This window comes from Candidatus Villigracilis proximus (genome assembly GCF_016717045.1).
Lineage (GTDB): Bacteria > Chloroflexota > Anaerolineae > Anaerolineales > Villigracilaceae > Villigracilis > Villigracilis proximus.
This window is the reverse complement of the sequence record NZ_JADJUO010000001.1, coordinates 224,951-240,069: the sequence shown is the minus strand read 5'-3', so window position 1 is coordinate 240,069 and position 15,119 is coordinate 224,951. Positions and strand designations below refer to the sequence as shown.

The window sequence follows — 15,119 nt, the reverse complement described above, 5'->3', positions numbered from 1 at the left end:
AAAAGAGCGATGGGTTTTGACCATCACTCTTTTTTATACACTCACAGTCCGGATCGCGGACTTTAGTCCGCGTTGCAATCGTGAAGAGGTAAACACAAAGCGCGGACTGAAGTCCGCACTCCTGTTGTTTTCTAGCTTAGCTTAACCAGCTTTTCAGTCTTTTGAGATTCATACGCCGCGAGCGCCATCCGCAGGGCTTGCACACCGTCGTTCAAATTGCACACGGGTTGCGAATCTCCACGAACAATATCAATGAAGTGTTTTGTCTGCGCGATGAACAATTGATTACGCTCGAATCCTTCGGGCGGGGAGAATGATTCAGAAACAGGAGCAGGCGGCAGGTCTGAATAGGAACCGAAGGGAGCGGGCATTTTTTGAAAATGCAGAATGCCGTCGGTGTTGTCCCATTTTAAAGTGCCGGTCGTCCCGACAATTTCCAAGCGATGTACAGGCGGACGCTGGAAATAATTAATATGCACGCCGCCAATTGCGCCGCTGGAAAATTTCAAACCGATCTCGGCCACATCTTCAACATCCATCTCAAGCGATGAAAGATGTTCGTTGAAAGACCAGAGCGAATTCACATCACCCAAAATGAAACGCAAATAATCCAGCGGATGTGTGAGTGTGACGATCACGCCGCCGCCCAGATCGGCGCGCGCGGCATAGCTCTGACGATAATCTTCCCACGGATGCCAGTTGGGCAGATACTCGCCCCAATGCGCATGGACAGTTAACACCTTGCCCAGTGTGCCCGCTTGAATTAATTCACGCGCCTTGTTGAGCGTGGGATGATATCGAAACTGAAAGCCAACAAGAATCCTGCTTCCACTTTTTTGCGCGGCATTTTGCAATTCATCCAATCGCTCGAGTGAATGCGACACGGGTTTCTCAAGCAAAATATGACATCCCGCTTCCGCCGCAGGAATCGCGACATCCAAATGCAGCGAAGTCGGATTCGCAACGATCACCGCATCAGGTTTGTGTTTTTTCAGCGCTTCGTGCAGATCGGTCTCAACAGGATAGCCCGCGAGTTCATCATCTGATAATGTGGCGCGATGCGAACGCAGCAGCACAATATCTTTTTCACCCAACGCGATCAAATTTCGAAAATGACGGCGTCCAATTGAGCCGAGTCCGGCAATGAGAAATTTCATTTTGATTTCCTGTAGGGGCGGGGCTTGTCCCCGCCCTTTTTGTTGTATAAAAACCGGATTGTAACCACAGGGCGACCACAAGGGTCGCCCCTACGATTGATTACCAATTTAAATCTTTTTCATACTTCCATCTAATTAGCATCTCGCCCGCGACTTCTTTGAAAATGGATTTATCTTTCTCCGTAAAAAGCCGTGACCAATTTCCGGCCTGGCCTTTGGGGAGGAAGGACGCGATTCCTTCATTCCTTTTGGCCTGCCACTCCTCATCGGGATTCGACGACATTTCGGCTTTGATCTTCTCCCCCAATTCCGCGTGGACAGTTTTCACGCCGAGGAAGTTCCACAGTTTGCTCATCTCATCAAACGGGACGGAAAGCAGATCTTCGTAACGCATTCCAAAATAATGATTGCTATACAATCTGCGGGCTTCGTCTTCGGTTTCTTTTAAATTTAAAACCCAGCCTTTGGCCACCCGGCGGATAAATGACTCGGTGAAGATCGAGCGTGTGCCATTCGTGAATGGGGTCTGATCCTTACGTAAATCTTCGATAATGCGTTTATCTTCCGCGCTCAGGAATTTTGATTCTTCTACAAAGTTACGGAAGCGTTCCGAGATCAACACATCACGTCCATCGCGGACGATGTAGATGAGTTTCGCATCGGGATACACGGCGTGCATATCGCGCACAGCCTGCCCGTGGATCGTGGACGAAGGGCTCTTGTCACCGACGATCATTTTCCCTTCGCGGGCGGCATCACGCTCCAGAATAAAATCGGCAGCCGAGCGCAGCACCAGCGGAGAAAGATCACGTCCCTGATTCCAGCGATTGGATTTGCGAGTCAGCCATTCGTCAGCTTCGGGCGTATTCACCAGTGACTTAAGCAATGGCTGACGGGTGAAGAAGTGCGCCTGATAATTACAATGTACTTCGGGATGCAAACGTGCAAGGCGCATCAGGAGCGTAGTCCCTGAGCGGGCGTGGCCGAAAATAAAGAACTTCTCGCGCGGAAAGAATTGTTTGATCTCCGCCACTTCTTCAAGTGTGATGGCCGGGATGGGATTGCGCTTGTTCTTTTTTGGGTCACCCTTGATGAGGATGCGAGCCGCGGTTTTGAAACGAGAAAACATGATTATCGAAACTCCAGATTATCTTTTCCAGTTCAACATCACCAACCCTGCAAAACAAACCAGGATGCCGGTGATATTGACCCAGCTTAATTTATCTTTGAAGACGAAGATCGCCACAGGGACGAGAATCAGCGAAGCAAGCACATTGGTCAACACGGCGGCTACACCGAGATTCCAGCCGGAGCGATAGACAAGCAGGAAGCCGAATTCGATTCCGACCACTGCAACGGCCAGCAGGAAACTGGCCCAGTTGAGATTCTTTAACTCGGAGGCGAATCCATTGTCGGCGGGGAAAAGAAGCGCGATGACTAGTGTGATCCCGATGGCGACCGCATACGTCACAAGCAGGGAAATGGCGAAGTTAATGTTCGATGGGACACTCTTGGCACTAAAGTGATACAGTGCGCTGGAACAAATCGCCAGTGTGATCGAAAAGTAAAACAGAAACATGCTTTTTTGTCCGGCCACAATATCCACCGATCAGAATTCATTTGAATGCGATCACTTCGGTGCCGATCACAATATCCGGTTCTGCGTTTGGATCGCTGACGCATAAATTTTCAAGAGTCTGTGCTGTGGAGGGAGTGCTCCCATCAACCCACGCGTACGCCCAATAACACCCGGCCAACACTTTGACAACGGCAGTATCAAATTCGCCAAGTGTGTAAGAATAGGTAACACACTCGCTGTGAACATTGGGAGAATTCATTCCAAAAGAAAGATTAACATTTCCGCCGGACACATTCACAAATTTTACCGGCACCAGCACACCTTTTGATACCACAGGGGGTGGTTGGTTACAGGCGCTCTCCGTGTTGACGGCTGTCGCGGGCACAAAGGTCGGGACGAATGTAAATGTAGGCAGCGGCGCAATGGTATTTGTTGCAGTCGGCGGGACTGGTGTTGCTGTTGCCGTAGGCAGTGCGGCCTGGGTCTGTGTGACGGCGAGCCATGCATTGGCAGCGGCTGTGCCCTGCAAGTCTTCAACCGTTAATGTTGGTGTGGGAGCCGGGCCGCAGGCAGATACAATCACAATCATCAGAAGGGAAAGTATGGCTGGAAATTTCTTTTTCATTTTATTCTCCATAATCCCATTTTTACCACAAAGGTTACACAAGGACGCAAAACATTTTGTCTGCAAGGTCACCCAAATGGACAAGGCAGTCAGAATAAGTGATAAACCGTACCAGAATTAATTGAAGGAAAGCCTAAACGAAATTTGAGTTTTCTCTCACCTGCTCGAAAAATGCACCCGATAATCTGGAGAATTCGCCTATTGGGAATCAATATTCAGCCTATAGATTACAACTTTATTGATTATTGTCTCAACATGATAATTCTTGTATATAAAACCAAATACCTGTTCCAGGTTGGAAGGCGGATCGAATCGTTTAAGCCTTTGTTCCTGTGTCGCCTGCTGTACAGGGTCTATAAATGGGATCGTGTCATTATTCGGGTCGACCATATCAACAATAAGTGCGGGTTTGTTTTGCACCAATTCCTGATAATATTTGGCGTTCAGACCATCGGTAAAGGGGGAGCTTTCGATCTCGGGGTAGAACAATATTCCTATTGGTGAATCCCGTTGCGCCATCACATTAATATATGGCTGGCTGCCCCAGACCAGCACCGTATCTGATGGCAGCGTATTATCGCGGATATATTTTGCAACCGGATGAATTAACTCGATTCCGGAGCTTCTATTAAAAAGTAGTTTTGTGAAGGCTGTTTGATACTGATCCAGCAGGGTTAGGTTTGTCACCGAGATCAACACAAGCATTGCCATTAATATTGCTGTGTAAGGTTTTTTCAAACGCTCATTTAAACCCAGAAGCAGACCGCAAAACAGCCCGATATACGGAGTCCAACAAATATAATAGTGCGAGAAATTTTTCCCTGACAAACTGCTCAACGCAATTTCCACAGGGAAGCCGATCAAGAACAAAAAGTTCATATTTCTAAAAGGAATTGAACCAGAACGGATGGACTCCGGCAGTTTCTCAATCAGCACCGCATAGCCCAATAGTGCGGCCAATGAAGTTGAATATCCAAGTAAGTTGATGCCTCTAATAAAACTAACAGGCAGGTTACTCACCCCCGCTCCGCTATTTGTATAAAAAAAGTTGTAACTTATCGTGCTTTGGATCATATCATCAAGGGTGCCCAGAGTTTGAAAATAGATCGCCACGAACGCAAACACCAACAGGGTGCCGAAACCGATCCAGAGCAATTGCTTTAAACTTTGCAAATACGCTTTGTCAAGAATCCCTGAAAGAATGAGCACAAGGATGATCGAAAGCTGAACGCCAATATTATTGGCTCTCAGTAAAAAATTCAGGGCGAGTATCATGCCGATGATCACGGGATAAAGCCTGTTTTGTTGATCTTGCAGATAAAGCCAGAACACGTACATGGAAATAAAGCCAAAGGCAAGTGAGTATTCTTCGGTGAAATTTCCACCGCGCATGACCAAATTAAAAGCGAACAGCCATACCACGGTTCCAAATATTGCAGACACTCCGCCCCATAATTTATGCATCAACTTAAAACCGAAAAATGCGCCCAGGAATAAAGATACATATTCCATGGCCCAAACTCCCCAGCGTGATCCGTGTCCCAGCCAGAGCGCAAATGCATTCATGTAAAAGATCATCGGGCCTTTGTTATCCCATACGTCTACATAAAGCAGTTTGCCCTTCAGGATCTGACTACCTGTATACATAAAGAAACCGCTGTCGCGGTTTGGAATTTGATAAAGAGGGTTCGCCTGGGCTGCTATCACTGCAACAACCAACCCGACAAACACTACTTCAAGTATTAATATTAGTTTGCTCGAAACCTTGCTCATCTGATCTCCAACATATTAAAGGCATCCAAATAAAAATATTATGCTGCATTAAGAGGCGTCAAGTTCAAGCACGCCAGAGGATACCTGCCAGCCCGCATTGGTAAAGCAACCCATCAACGCGGCATTTCTTTACGCAGCGATTACTTTCAAAATAAATTCCGCAGTTCTCTTCCCCGCGCTTGCATCTGTGAACGTAATTTCCCGTTCAACGAACTTACGGCGTTCTTCTGAATCAACAGATCTATCTTTCAAGTACAAGTTTAGCATATCGCGCAATTCAGTTTCGTTCTGCGCCACGCGCCCTGCCTTCGCCTCGCGGAAACGTTTGTGCGTGGGCCAGTCACCGATCTCTTTGAGCGAGAGAGAAAATTTATTGGGTTTGTTCCATCCGCCGGGAGTATCGATCACAGCTGCGATCATCGGCGTATCGTGGACAGCGGTCTCAACCAACATCGTGGAGTAAACCGTAACCAAAACATCAGAATAGGCCATCATCGAAGATTTCTCGTCCATGTCTTCGCCGCCGTAGTAGCCCAGTGAACCGCCCAACGCCACCGGTTGGACAACATGCACGTGCGGATATTTCTTCTCTAATGCAAAGACCTGTGCGCGTTCATCGGCGAATATCTTTGGCCTATCTTGAAAGTGACTGGGATGTAAACGAATCAATAATTGAGAAGGTTCTGCCAACGCATCAGATGAAACCAGTTTCGCCAAGGCTTCGATGTTCGGAAAGTTCGGCGCGAAATGCACGAAACTGCTGGCGTATGAGATCAACTTGCGCTTCGGGTCAAGATTATGCAATTTAAAATATTCGTCACGCGGCATGAGCCATGACTTGCGGAAATATCCGTCATACGATGGAATGCCACCGATGTTGACTCTTTCAGGATTCCAATCGGAGCCTTTGACCAGTTCCTCTTTTTGCAACTCAGACCAACAGGTAGCCCACTGCACGTCTGCACCTGAGATGTTATATGAAGATGAATTGTCCCAACCGACGATGACGGTCATGTTCGGGATTCCGCGCCGCGCAGATTCACGCAGCAGATAACGGTCCATGCGCCAGCCGGGAGTCGAGGCGATGACCATGTCGGGTTGATACTTCTCAAAGAGGTCAGTATACAGGCCCGGGGTAGGCGTGAAGCGGTTCTGCATCCGCACCAGCCATTTGCGGACGAAGGAAAAATTCCGCAGCAGGAGAATCATCAACGCGGAGGGAATCCAAATGCCGAGGCGGAATTTCCAGCCGTTCTCGCCCCACACTTCCCAGATGTGACTGTCCATGGCTTCGGTGTTGATGCGGCGCGAGCCGCCCACACGGCGCAAATAGATAAGCAGCGATTGCCAACGTGGACTGATCTTTTTAGCGTAGTCGTTGGCCTGCTTTAAGCGTAAGCCTTCGATCGTTAATCCGTGATGCGTCCACTCCGCTTCGCTACGGGATGACATAAAACGTGATTTGAGTTGCGGAACAATTTCGTCATCGGTTAATAGGATAACTTCGACGCCCGCAGCCAACAGCGTCGAAACGACGTCGCTTTGCAGGAAGTAGATGATTGCCATGCCGTGATCGGCGGAGATGAAAATGCGTTTGGTCATTGGGTTCGTATTGTAGCACGAGAGATAAGGATTGATTTTTGATTATAAAAGGTATACACTGCCTCTATGTTCGCCATCACCCCCATTGTTATCTCATGCGTAATTTCGACCGTAGTGCTAACAATCAATACCTTCATCGCCTGGCGGCACAGACAGGAACGGTCTGGTTATTACTTTAGCCTATTCACGCCAGTTGGCTGGAATGGTCACACTCGGATATGCGGCAGACCCTTCAGTTAAGGTGTTCTTTGCAGTGTTGGACGCATGGGGATACAGAACAGCAGAAGCATTTTTACTGTTGTTTGCCTTGTGCTTTGCAGGCTACGAACACATTGCAGAGAAAAAATGGATGAAAGCCATTGCTGTACTTCATGTTCTCTCCCATGCTTTGCTGGCATCCACCAATCAATGGCATGGGTTGATGTGGAAAGACTTCATCCCACAGGCAAATAATGTGGTTCTATTCGTGCATGGACCTGCATTTGCTCTTACAGTGATCACGGGGTATTCGCATGCATTGATCTGCATGACCCTGTTCGTCATCGCTTCTTTTCGGGGAGCAAATATTATCAAACGCCAGGCACGGTTGTTGATAACCGCGTTTCTCGTACAACTCTTTTTGAATTTTGCTTACAACATTGATCTGTTTGATATGCCAGGATGGGATTGGACTTCCATAGCCTCTGCGTTTACCAATGTATTCGTTTTATGGGCTCTATCTGGACAGAGATTATTGGATATTAATCCCATTGCCCGCAACAAATTGATCAACAACCTGAGCGATGGCATGATCGCGCTTGACTTAAAAAACCGCATTATTGACATCAACCGCTCTGCAGCAAATATCCTTGGCAATGGAGAGGATGCTTTACTTGGCAAAAAGCTGGAAGATGTTTTTCCGCGCTTTGGCTCTGAGTTAAGAGAAGCGCCGGAAAAAGAGGTTAAATTTGAACTCAATATCAGCAACCAGCGCTTTTATGACACATTAATTTCCCCGCTTCGCGAGGAATGGCCCAAAGGATTGGTCGGCAGGTTGATCATCCTGCGCGATATTACCGAACTCAAGCAAAAGGAGCTGCGCCTATTGCAGCTCCACAAAGCTGTGGAGCAAAGCCCTGTCTCAGTGGTCATCACTGATATTCAGGGCAACATTGAGTACATCAACCCGCATTTCACAAAGTTGACCGGCTATGCGCTGGATGAAGTAATGGGAAAGAATCCTCGGATTATTCAGTCAGGTGATACTTCTCTGGAAACCTATGATGAAATGTGGAAGACGATTCGATCCGGCAAGGTCTGGCGCGGTGAAGTCTGGAATAAAAAGAAAACCGGCGAACCCTATTGCGAAGTTGAGATCATTGCGCCTGTCATCGACAGTGACGGAGCCATTGTCAATTACATTGCCATCAAAGAGGATGTCACTACGGAGAAAGAATCGGATGCGAAACTACGAGAAGCTTATGTCAGGCTTGAAGATCAAATGAAAGAGATCCAGGGTCTTCAGGATGAACTGCGTGAGCAAGCCATTCGAGACCCGCTTACAAAACTCCATAACCGTCACTACTTGAAGGAAACGCTTAGCCGCGAGTTATCCCGCGCCATGCGTGAACAGTATCCAGTTTCATTTCTATTACTGGACATCGATCACTTTAAACGTGTCAACGACATGTACGGTCACGCCGCCGGTGACTTTGTATTAAGAGACCTTGCCGATCATCTTGCCGAATTTACCCGCACAGGCGATATTGTATGCCGTTACGGGGGCGAGGAATTCCTTGTGGCGTTTCCAAACACGAAAGAACAGGATGCTTTTCTCATTGCGGATCGTCTGCGCGAATCCATTCAAGAATCCCCGATCTATGTGGATCATAACATGATCTCGATCACAATTTCGGCAGGCATTTCAGAGTTCCCCGCTCATGGTCAATATGAAGCATTGATACTCGAAACTGCCGACAAAGCCTTATATTATGCAAAGCACAACGGACGAAATCAAGTGGTGTTGTGGTCGAAGATAAAAGCGCCGTTTTAGGAATCTAAGCGATTAAGAGTAATACCAGCTAAAAATCTTGTTATACACCGCCAGCAATATTTTCTTAATCGGCGGAAATTCCAAGACCCTTTTTCCCACTCCCACCTTCTTTCTTCTTTCTTCTTTCTTTAACTCTCCGCGCAAATATCCCAGCGTATTAGACATATTCATCGCCAGCGGATCGCTGACCATTAACCGCAGCAAACCCGCATCGTTCATACGCTTATCCAACTGGCGGACTTGTCCCATGGGTTTGTCCATGTCAAAGGGCAGGAATTGTTGGAGCGTGGATTTATATGCAGTGAATTGCCAATGCGAAGCGCCCGCAATTGCGGTCACTCCTTTATAAGACAATCTCCAATCTCTGGTCTCTGCGTAAATCTTTTTATTCTCTTCTTCAGTTTGCCCAAGCGAGAGATTGAATTCAAGAAAAGTTTCCCAAGGAATGAACTGACCTTCTTCGAGTGTTGCACCCACCGCGTTCCTCGCCCACTCCTGCGTGGATGTGTACAACTCAGGCGAAGTGCGGAAGGGACGTGCAGTGACCATGCCCACATTCGGGAAAGTTTCGAGAAGCTCCACAGAACGCGAAAGCCAGTTCGGAGAAAACAAAACGTCCGCATCGGTGTAGGCAATGATCTCGCCCGGCGCGCCGGCCAGCATCACATTCCACGCGCCGCCCTTGCCCATGTTTTTCTCAGAGAGGATCAAATATTGAATTCGCCCCTCTTCTTTTTCATTAACAAGATACTCACGCACTTCTTCACACGAACCATTGTCAAAGACCATCAGGTCAAATGGCAGGCCCGCATCCTTGCGCATCGAATCGAGCGAGACCTTTAACACATCAAGAGTCTCGGCGTAGAATCCACTTAAGAACGGAATGTAATTCAGCAAAGCAACAGTGATACGTTCCGGCTTGGCAACGTCTTTAACGAACTTGGCGGGGTTTTGGCCTTTTCTCATTTTTCGTCACAGGTTCAGGTTTCTGATTTGGGTCGAAGGTCAAAATCGACGTTCGACCTTAACTCTATATTTATTTGAACAACTTCTTAAATCTCTTTTTCCATCTCTTCGGTCTTGCAATATTTTCGATCGACTTCTCAGGCAGGAAAAAAAATATAGAACGCAGAACCAACTCCACGTTACGCATGAAGCGTTGGGACGTCATCAGCGGGCGCGCAAGTTTACCATCCATCAAGCGGTGCGTTGAATCCAAAATCGTGTAGCGGATGTTGGCCTGTCCGCCGGCGAGACGGATATTTTCATTCGTGTCGGGATGTTCATAATGCGACTTCCCGCCCGGCAGATGGCTGTAATCATGATTCTGATGCACGATCATCATCGACGGCGTGCAATCGATCACCGGCCATTTTTCGGCACGGGCTTTGTAGATCATCCAATTATCCCAACCGGCGCGGCCGATAATAAAATCGGGGATGTCTTGATAAGAACTTTTTGGGAAGAGGAAGAAATCGCTTCCCGCCGGACGGTGAAGCTGATTCTGTTTTCTGACAAATTCTCGCAGCTGAGACTCCCACCCCGCGGCGAAATCAATCGGCGCCGTAATATCATAATCCCAACGTTGACTGAGCAGCACGAATTTCTTATGGAGTCCGCAGGAGTGCGCTGCTTGCCGTTTTTCGACAGCAAGCTGTCGGACTCCATAGCTGCTTTAACAAAATCGGGCATGAGAATCATATCCGCGTTGATGATGCAAAGCAGATCACTGCTTGAGTTTTCACGCGCCAACTTAAACATGTACGAAATCAACGGTGTGCACTTCGCATTGCGTACAACCTGAGAGATGTGCTTCACGCCAAGTTCTTTGGCTGCTTCAGCAAGACCATCCTCTTCGCCAAGCAGAATGACTTCCACATCGGGCAGCAAAGTCCATGACTTAATAGCGTTGCGTTGAATCATCGCAATGTGTGGATTGGTGAATGGTTTTGGGGCGGAGAAGAGAGTGAGTAAGGGCATTTCAGTTATCAGAGGTAATTATTTTTTTATTGCGCGAGTATCAATATCTTTGAGGGTCTTATGTTGCACGCCTTCGTTGATCTTTATCAATTCAGGATTATCGTGAACCAAATCCAAAACTTCTTTCCAAGTGAAGTCATCGCGCCCATCGAAACGGACATAGACTTGACGCATGAATTCGAGATCTTCGGGTGTATCCACTGTCCAGCGGTAATCGCCGAAATCAGTTGTGTGATGAAGCAGGGCGATGTTGAATCCGCGTGGGGAAAGGCCGGTTTGCAGTTGACGGTTGACAGTTGTCAGTTGCACGCCTTCGTAAAAATATGGCATGGCGTGTTCGCGGTGCTGCGGTTCTTTGGCTTCCTTCCATGCTTTCTTCAAGACTTTGAAAGTACAGGCTTCCACATCCAATCCAATAGGATAGGTTCTCGTCCACGGCGGAGGCAGGCGATTGCAGGCGAAGTCATATTCATCTTCAAGCAACACATTGACCACATCATCAATCAACAGCGGATCAATCACCGGGCAATCGGCGGTGATGCGCACAACCACGTCCGCTTTTGCTTTCAACGCAGTTTGATAATAACGGTCAAGCACATCGAACTGACTGCCACGGGTGAAGGGAATGCCGCTAAAGTCGCAGTATTCAGCTACCGGGTCGTCTGATGCGTCTGTGGTCGTGGCGAAGATCACTTCGTCAAGAGTCGCCGCACGCAGGGTGCGGGTATAGACGCGAGTCAACATCGGCTGACCGGCGATGTCTGCCAGAATTTTTCCCGGCAAACGAGAGGAGGACATGCGTCCTTGAATGATGGCTACGATTTTTGGTTTCATAATTGTTGTTGACCATAGACCATTGACCGCAGACGATGGTCTATGGTCTGTTGTCTATCGTCAAGAATCCTGTGCCTCAGATGGAATCGGCAAGGGAGTGACAAACCCCTTCGCGCGGAATTTTTCGATGTAATCGCGCACCATCCAATAATCAAGGCCAACCTGTTCGGCGATCTCAAAAACAGAAAGCTCGCCTTCAAATCTCATCATAATCTTTTCAATGGCACGGTTAAGCGCCCAATTCTCACGCCAATCCACCCACAGACCGTTACCGCTTAAGAAGACCGGTCCGCGGAAGGTGCGTTTGGGAATGTAATTGGTGGCGTACATGCGAATGACCTGCTCCGCAGTTTCAGCGGCGCCGACCAGCATATCTTCGTGAATAATATCGAGATTGTCATCGGTGGTGTGATACTCGTCATACGGCCAGCGGTTGATCGAGATACACGGCACGTTGACTCCCGGCCCGTTGATGACGCGCTCATCATTGGCGGGCGCGGCTGCGAATTCACGTTCATCGTGCGCGATGTTTTTTACGATCGAATGTGTAATGCGGTCCAACAAATGATCGTTCTGGCGCGAGTGGTGCCAGGCGATCTTGTTTTTATTGCCGGTCATCTCCATGAAAATTCCGCCGCGCAGATTTTTGATGAGATGTTCGTTATGCGAGAGATAAACAATCGTGCCGATGGTCTCAGGCCCAAACCAAAAGCGGACACTCATGGAGCCAGCAGGCAACGGCTTCTCGGCCAGTCTGCGGGCCAGCTCGATCGTGCTGACCACGCCCGCGCCATCGTCATTGGCTTGCGCCGGGTGACAGGTATGCGCCTGCACGATGATCTCCCCTGCTGATGCGTTCACTCCGCCTTCGGGGTGAATGACAGCGGTCGCCATTTTAAATCCCTGCTTCGGGTCGGTGATGAATTCGGATTTAATGACCGCGCGATATTTTTTGTCACGCGGAAGTTTATCGAAGACATTCTTCGCCAGACAGAATCCCCAGTCGCGGTCGTAATATTTAAAGACCCACGGAATCGTATGCGGACGTTTCTCATTGAAATACAAATGCGGTTGTAGTTCTTCAAATGAAAGTGTTTTATCCACCGGCAAGGAATATGAAACAAGGTGAAGCGGATTATTTTTGAAATCCACCACACGCTCGCCGCCTTCAATTTCCAGATACGCTTCATGCACCACGTAACGCTCGGGCACCTGCCACGTCCACGCTTTTTCGAGCGGAGTATAAGTCTCAATCGTGTAGTTGGATGACCCAGGCATGTATGAACCAACGATTTCTAGAGTCTTGTCGTGGTCGTCAGAGGCGAGTGTTCTGTGGAGCGGAAAGAATTCAGCAAGGATGGATTTAGGGAGGTATAAGGTTTCATTTAAATCTTTCTTTTCACAATTTGTTGTCGGTTTCGGTGGTGTAACTCCTTTGGGGGCGGGGGCGCCCGGGAACACCACCCACCGCCGCGCCGCTTAACCCTTTGGGGGGGCCGGGCAAGTGTGGCCCCCGGGGTGCTTTTCACCTTGATAAACAGAGATAAACAAAGATTTCAAACCGCAAAGCACGCGAAGAACGCCAGGAAAATCTTTTAAATCTTTACGCCCTTTGCGCTCTTCGCAGTTAATTTTCTTAATATTTCGGTTCTTCAATATAGTGCAATTTCTCAGGATGTTCACGCACGATGACGCCATGTTGTCAAAAAATTCATTGGCGGTCAGATAATGAACTGTCGCGCCGCCCACAGGAATTTCTTTGATCACCCCGCGTGAAGCAGGTCATTCATGCCCGGCACAATATAAGTCTTCACGCGGTCATGGCTGCGCACGAACATCGAATATTTTTTGATCTGCGGCACACGGTCGTAGCCCATGTAAATTCCGCCAAATTCTTTTATGCGGCGATAGTCACAACCCACATTGTATTCAATATAATGATGCATCGAAAATGTATTATTAAAATCAAGACCAATGCTGATGATGGTTGCATTTAATTTATGGAACAACGCGAATGATGAATTCGGTCCATAGGCTTCCACATCTTCGGTTTTGGAAAATTCGTCGGCGCGTTTGCCCAAAGCGGAGAAACTGTAAATCGGATGCGGAGTCCGCTTTGCGTTAGGTCTGAGGCGCGCCTGCTCGGTGATCATCCCCATTTTCGAAGGTGTCTCCATCACGTCAAAATAATGCGTCTCCGTCCACGATTGAAAATTAAATGCAGGGAAAGCACTGTGCCATCTTTCCCGATCAACTCCTGCATCACATCGATCACCGTATCCACGCCGCCTTCCACACCGCCCAGCGATTTATATGAAGTGTGAACAACGATCGTATCGCTTTCGATTTTTATTTTTCCAAAGCCAGCCAGCAGATCTTTTTTATTGAGCATTTTTTCCTCCGAGACTTCGATAGACATTCATCAACGCTTCAGCATTCTTTTTCCAGTCCGCGCGCATCTCAGCGGACCTGCGGCCTGCCCGGCCATACTCTGGCAGTTTCTCCCTTTGAGAGATCGCCGCCAGTATTTTTTCAGCGAGGTCATTCGCATCGCCATCTTTAAACAACCAGCCGTTCTCATCATCCACGACCCATTCCTTGTTGGCCGGAATATCAGACACCAGACACGGTAAACCGCAAGCCAGCGCTTCCATCAACGAGACAGACGAACCATCGACATGCGAAGGCGAGATATATAGATCAGCCATATGATACCAGCGCGGCAAGTCGGTTTGCGAAACCTGCCCGCCAAATATGACACGATCCAGCACGCCGCCACTTTGTAATATCTGACGAATTTTTCCGCCCTGTGAGCCGCCGTTTAAGAGAATCAAATTTACATTTTCATGTTGCTGCGCAACCTTAACAAATGCACGCGCAAGCACATCAATACCGTAACGGGATTCCCATGAGCGATTGCAGAAGAGCGTGACCGCGGACGATGGACGATTGACCATGGTCGATGGTCTATGGTCTATGGTCGGAGAAAAATGTTCCAGGTCAACGCCCCAGGGGAAGACAATTGTTTTTTCGGGATTCATGCCATAGGCCACGGCTTTATCTTTTGTCACGTTTGCATCGCTGGTAAAAAACGTGGAGCGTTTCAACGTGTAACGGGTGACCCACTCCCACCACTTGTTGCGATGCACATCGTCCATTAAGTCAAAGCCCCACGAAATGGTAAGGATGGGACGAAATCCGCTGAGTATGGCAATGAATGCGCAAGTTTGAATCGGGCCAGCGTGGATGAGATCGGGTTTGATTTCTTTGGTCAAACGCCGAAAGTCAAAGGTCAGCTTTGCGAGATTGCCCCAGCGGAAGGGTTCACGTCCGCCCTTCCAGATGACTTGATGCACATTTTCAGGAACCGAACGATCTTCCACTGTCCGCGTGTTGCCTTCCAACTGCACAAAGAATACTTCATGCCCGCCATCTGAAATGGATTTAAGAAATCGATAATCGTGTGTGGAGTAACCGAGGGAAAAATAGATGATTTTCATATTGATATTTGATATTCGATATTCGGCGCATAATGAA

At 48.2% G+C, this 15,119-nt stretch carries 16 protein-coding genes; 1 reads left to right on the top strand and 15 read right to left on the bottom strand.

Features of this window, described 5'->3' with window-relative positions:
* Positions 1-131: 131 nt before the first annotated feature.
* The 6 genes from IPL71_RS01210 to IPL71_RS01185 form a co-directional block, all read right to left on the bottom strand.
* Positions 132-1,157, bottom strand: coding sequence for a Gfo/Idh/MocA family protein (locus IPL71_RS01210; RefSeq protein WP_345318149.1), 1,026 nt, complete (start codon positions 1,155-1,157; stop codon positions 132-134).
* A 100-nt stretch (positions 1,158-1,257) separates the two neighbouring features.
* Positions 1,258-2,286, bottom strand: a complete 1,029-nt coding sequence (locus IPL71_RS01205; protein ID WP_345318148.1) for a sulfotransferase family protein — start codon at positions 2,284-2,286, stop codon at positions 1,258-1,260.
* Positions 2,287-2,304: 18 nt separating this feature from the next.
* Positions 2,305-2,736 carry a hypothetical protein gene (locus IPL71_RS01200; protein ID WP_345318147.1) on the bottom strand — a complete coding sequence of 144 codons (432 nt, stop codon included), beginning with the start codon at positions 2,734-2,736 and terminating at the stop codon, positions 2,305-2,307.
* Between the two features lie 37 nt (positions 2,737-2,773).
* Positions 2,774-3,361, bottom strand: a complete 588-nt coding sequence (locus IPL71_RS01195; RefSeq protein ID WP_345318146.1) for a hypothetical protein — start codon at positions 3,359-3,361, stop codon at positions 2,774-2,776.
* Between the two features lie 198 nt (positions 3,362-3,559).
* A complete protein-coding gene (locus IPL71_RS01190; protein WP_345318145.1) occupies positions 3,560-5,134 on the bottom strand; it encodes an ArnT family glycosyltransferase in 1,575 nt (524 codons plus the stop codon).
* 129 nt (positions 5,135-5,263) lie between these two features.
* On the bottom strand, positions 5,264-6,736 hold the full coding sequence (locus IPL71_RS01185; RefSeq protein ID WP_345318144.1) for a CDP-glycerol glycerophosphotransferase family protein: 1,473 nt from the start codon (positions 6,734-6,736) through the stop codon (positions 5,264-5,266).
* 202 nt (positions 6,737-6,938) lie between these two features.
* Between IPL71_RS01185 and IPL71_RS01180 the strand changes: the two genes are divergently transcribed.
* The gene (locus tag IPL71_RS01180) at positions 6,939-8,768 is read left to right on the top strand and encodes a diguanylate cyclase (RefSeq protein ID WP_345318143.1); all 1,830 of its coding nucleotides are present in this window, start codon (positions 6,939-6,941) and stop codon (positions 8,766-8,768) included.
* 12 nt (positions 8,769-8,780) lie between these two features.
* Here the strand turns inward: IPL71_RS01180 and IPL71_RS01175 are convergent, their stop codons facing one another.
* From IPL71_RS01175 to IPL71_RS01135, 9 genes are all read right to left on the bottom strand, one after another.
* Positions 8,781-9,734: a glycosyltransferase family A protein gene (locus IPL71_RS01175; RefSeq protein WP_345318142.1), complete on the bottom strand. Its 954-nt coding sequence runs from the start codon at positions 9,732-9,734 to the stop codon at positions 8,781-8,783.
* 70 nt (positions 9,735-9,804) lie between these two features.
* Entirely contained in the window at positions 9,805-10,167 is a 363-nt protein-coding gene (locus IPL71_RS01170; RefSeq protein WP_345318141.1) for a hypothetical protein, read from the bottom strand.
* Positions 10,164-10,748 carry a hypothetical protein gene (locus IPL71_RS01165; protein ID WP_345318140.1) on the bottom strand — a complete coding sequence of 195 codons (585 nt, stop codon included), beginning with the start codon at positions 10,746-10,748 and terminating at the stop codon, positions 10,164-10,166. The genes IPL71_RS01170 and IPL71_RS01165 overlap by 4 nt, the downstream gene beginning before the upstream one ends.
* 18 nt (positions 10,749-10,766) lie before the next feature.
* Entirely contained in the window at positions 10,767-11,582 is an 816-nt protein-coding gene (locus tag IPL71_RS01160; RefSeq protein ID WP_345318139.1) for a cytidylyltransferase domain-containing protein, read from the bottom strand.
* A 60-nt stretch (positions 11,583-11,642) separates the two neighbouring features.
* Positions 11,643-13,043 (bottom strand): DUF4910 domain-containing protein, encoded by a 1,401-nt coding sequence (locus IPL71_RS01155; protein ID WP_345318138.1) that lies wholly within the window; start codon positions 13,041-13,043, stop codon positions 11,643-11,645.
* 18 nt (positions 13,044-13,061) lie between these two features.
* Complete coding sequence (locus IPL71_RS01150; protein WP_345318137.1) at positions 13,062-13,349, bottom strand: hypothetical protein; 288 nt, start codon at positions 13,347-13,349, stop codon at positions 13,062-13,064.
* Positions 13,346-13,759 (bottom strand): AAC(3) family N-acetyltransferase, encoded by a 414-nt coding sequence (locus IPL71_RS01145; RefSeq protein ID WP_345318781.1) that lies wholly within the window; start codon positions 13,757-13,759, stop codon positions 13,346-13,348. Before IPL71_RS01145 ends, IPL71_RS01150 begins: the two co-directional genes overlap by 4 nt.
* On the bottom strand, positions 13,759-13,974 hold the full coding sequence (locus IPL71_RS01140; RefSeq protein WP_345318136.1) for an AAC(3) family N-acetyltransferase: 216 nt from the start codon (positions 13,972-13,974) through the stop codon (positions 13,759-13,761). Before IPL71_RS01140 ends, IPL71_RS01145 begins: the two co-directional genes overlap by 1 nt.
* Entirely contained in the window at positions 13,964-15,082 is a 1,119-nt protein-coding gene (locus tag IPL71_RS01135) for a glycosyltransferase family 4 protein (RefSeq protein ID WP_345318135.1), read from the bottom strand. The genes IPL71_RS01140 and IPL71_RS01135 overlap by 11 nt, the downstream gene beginning before the upstream one ends.
* Positions 15,083-15,119 lie beyond the last annotated feature (37 nt).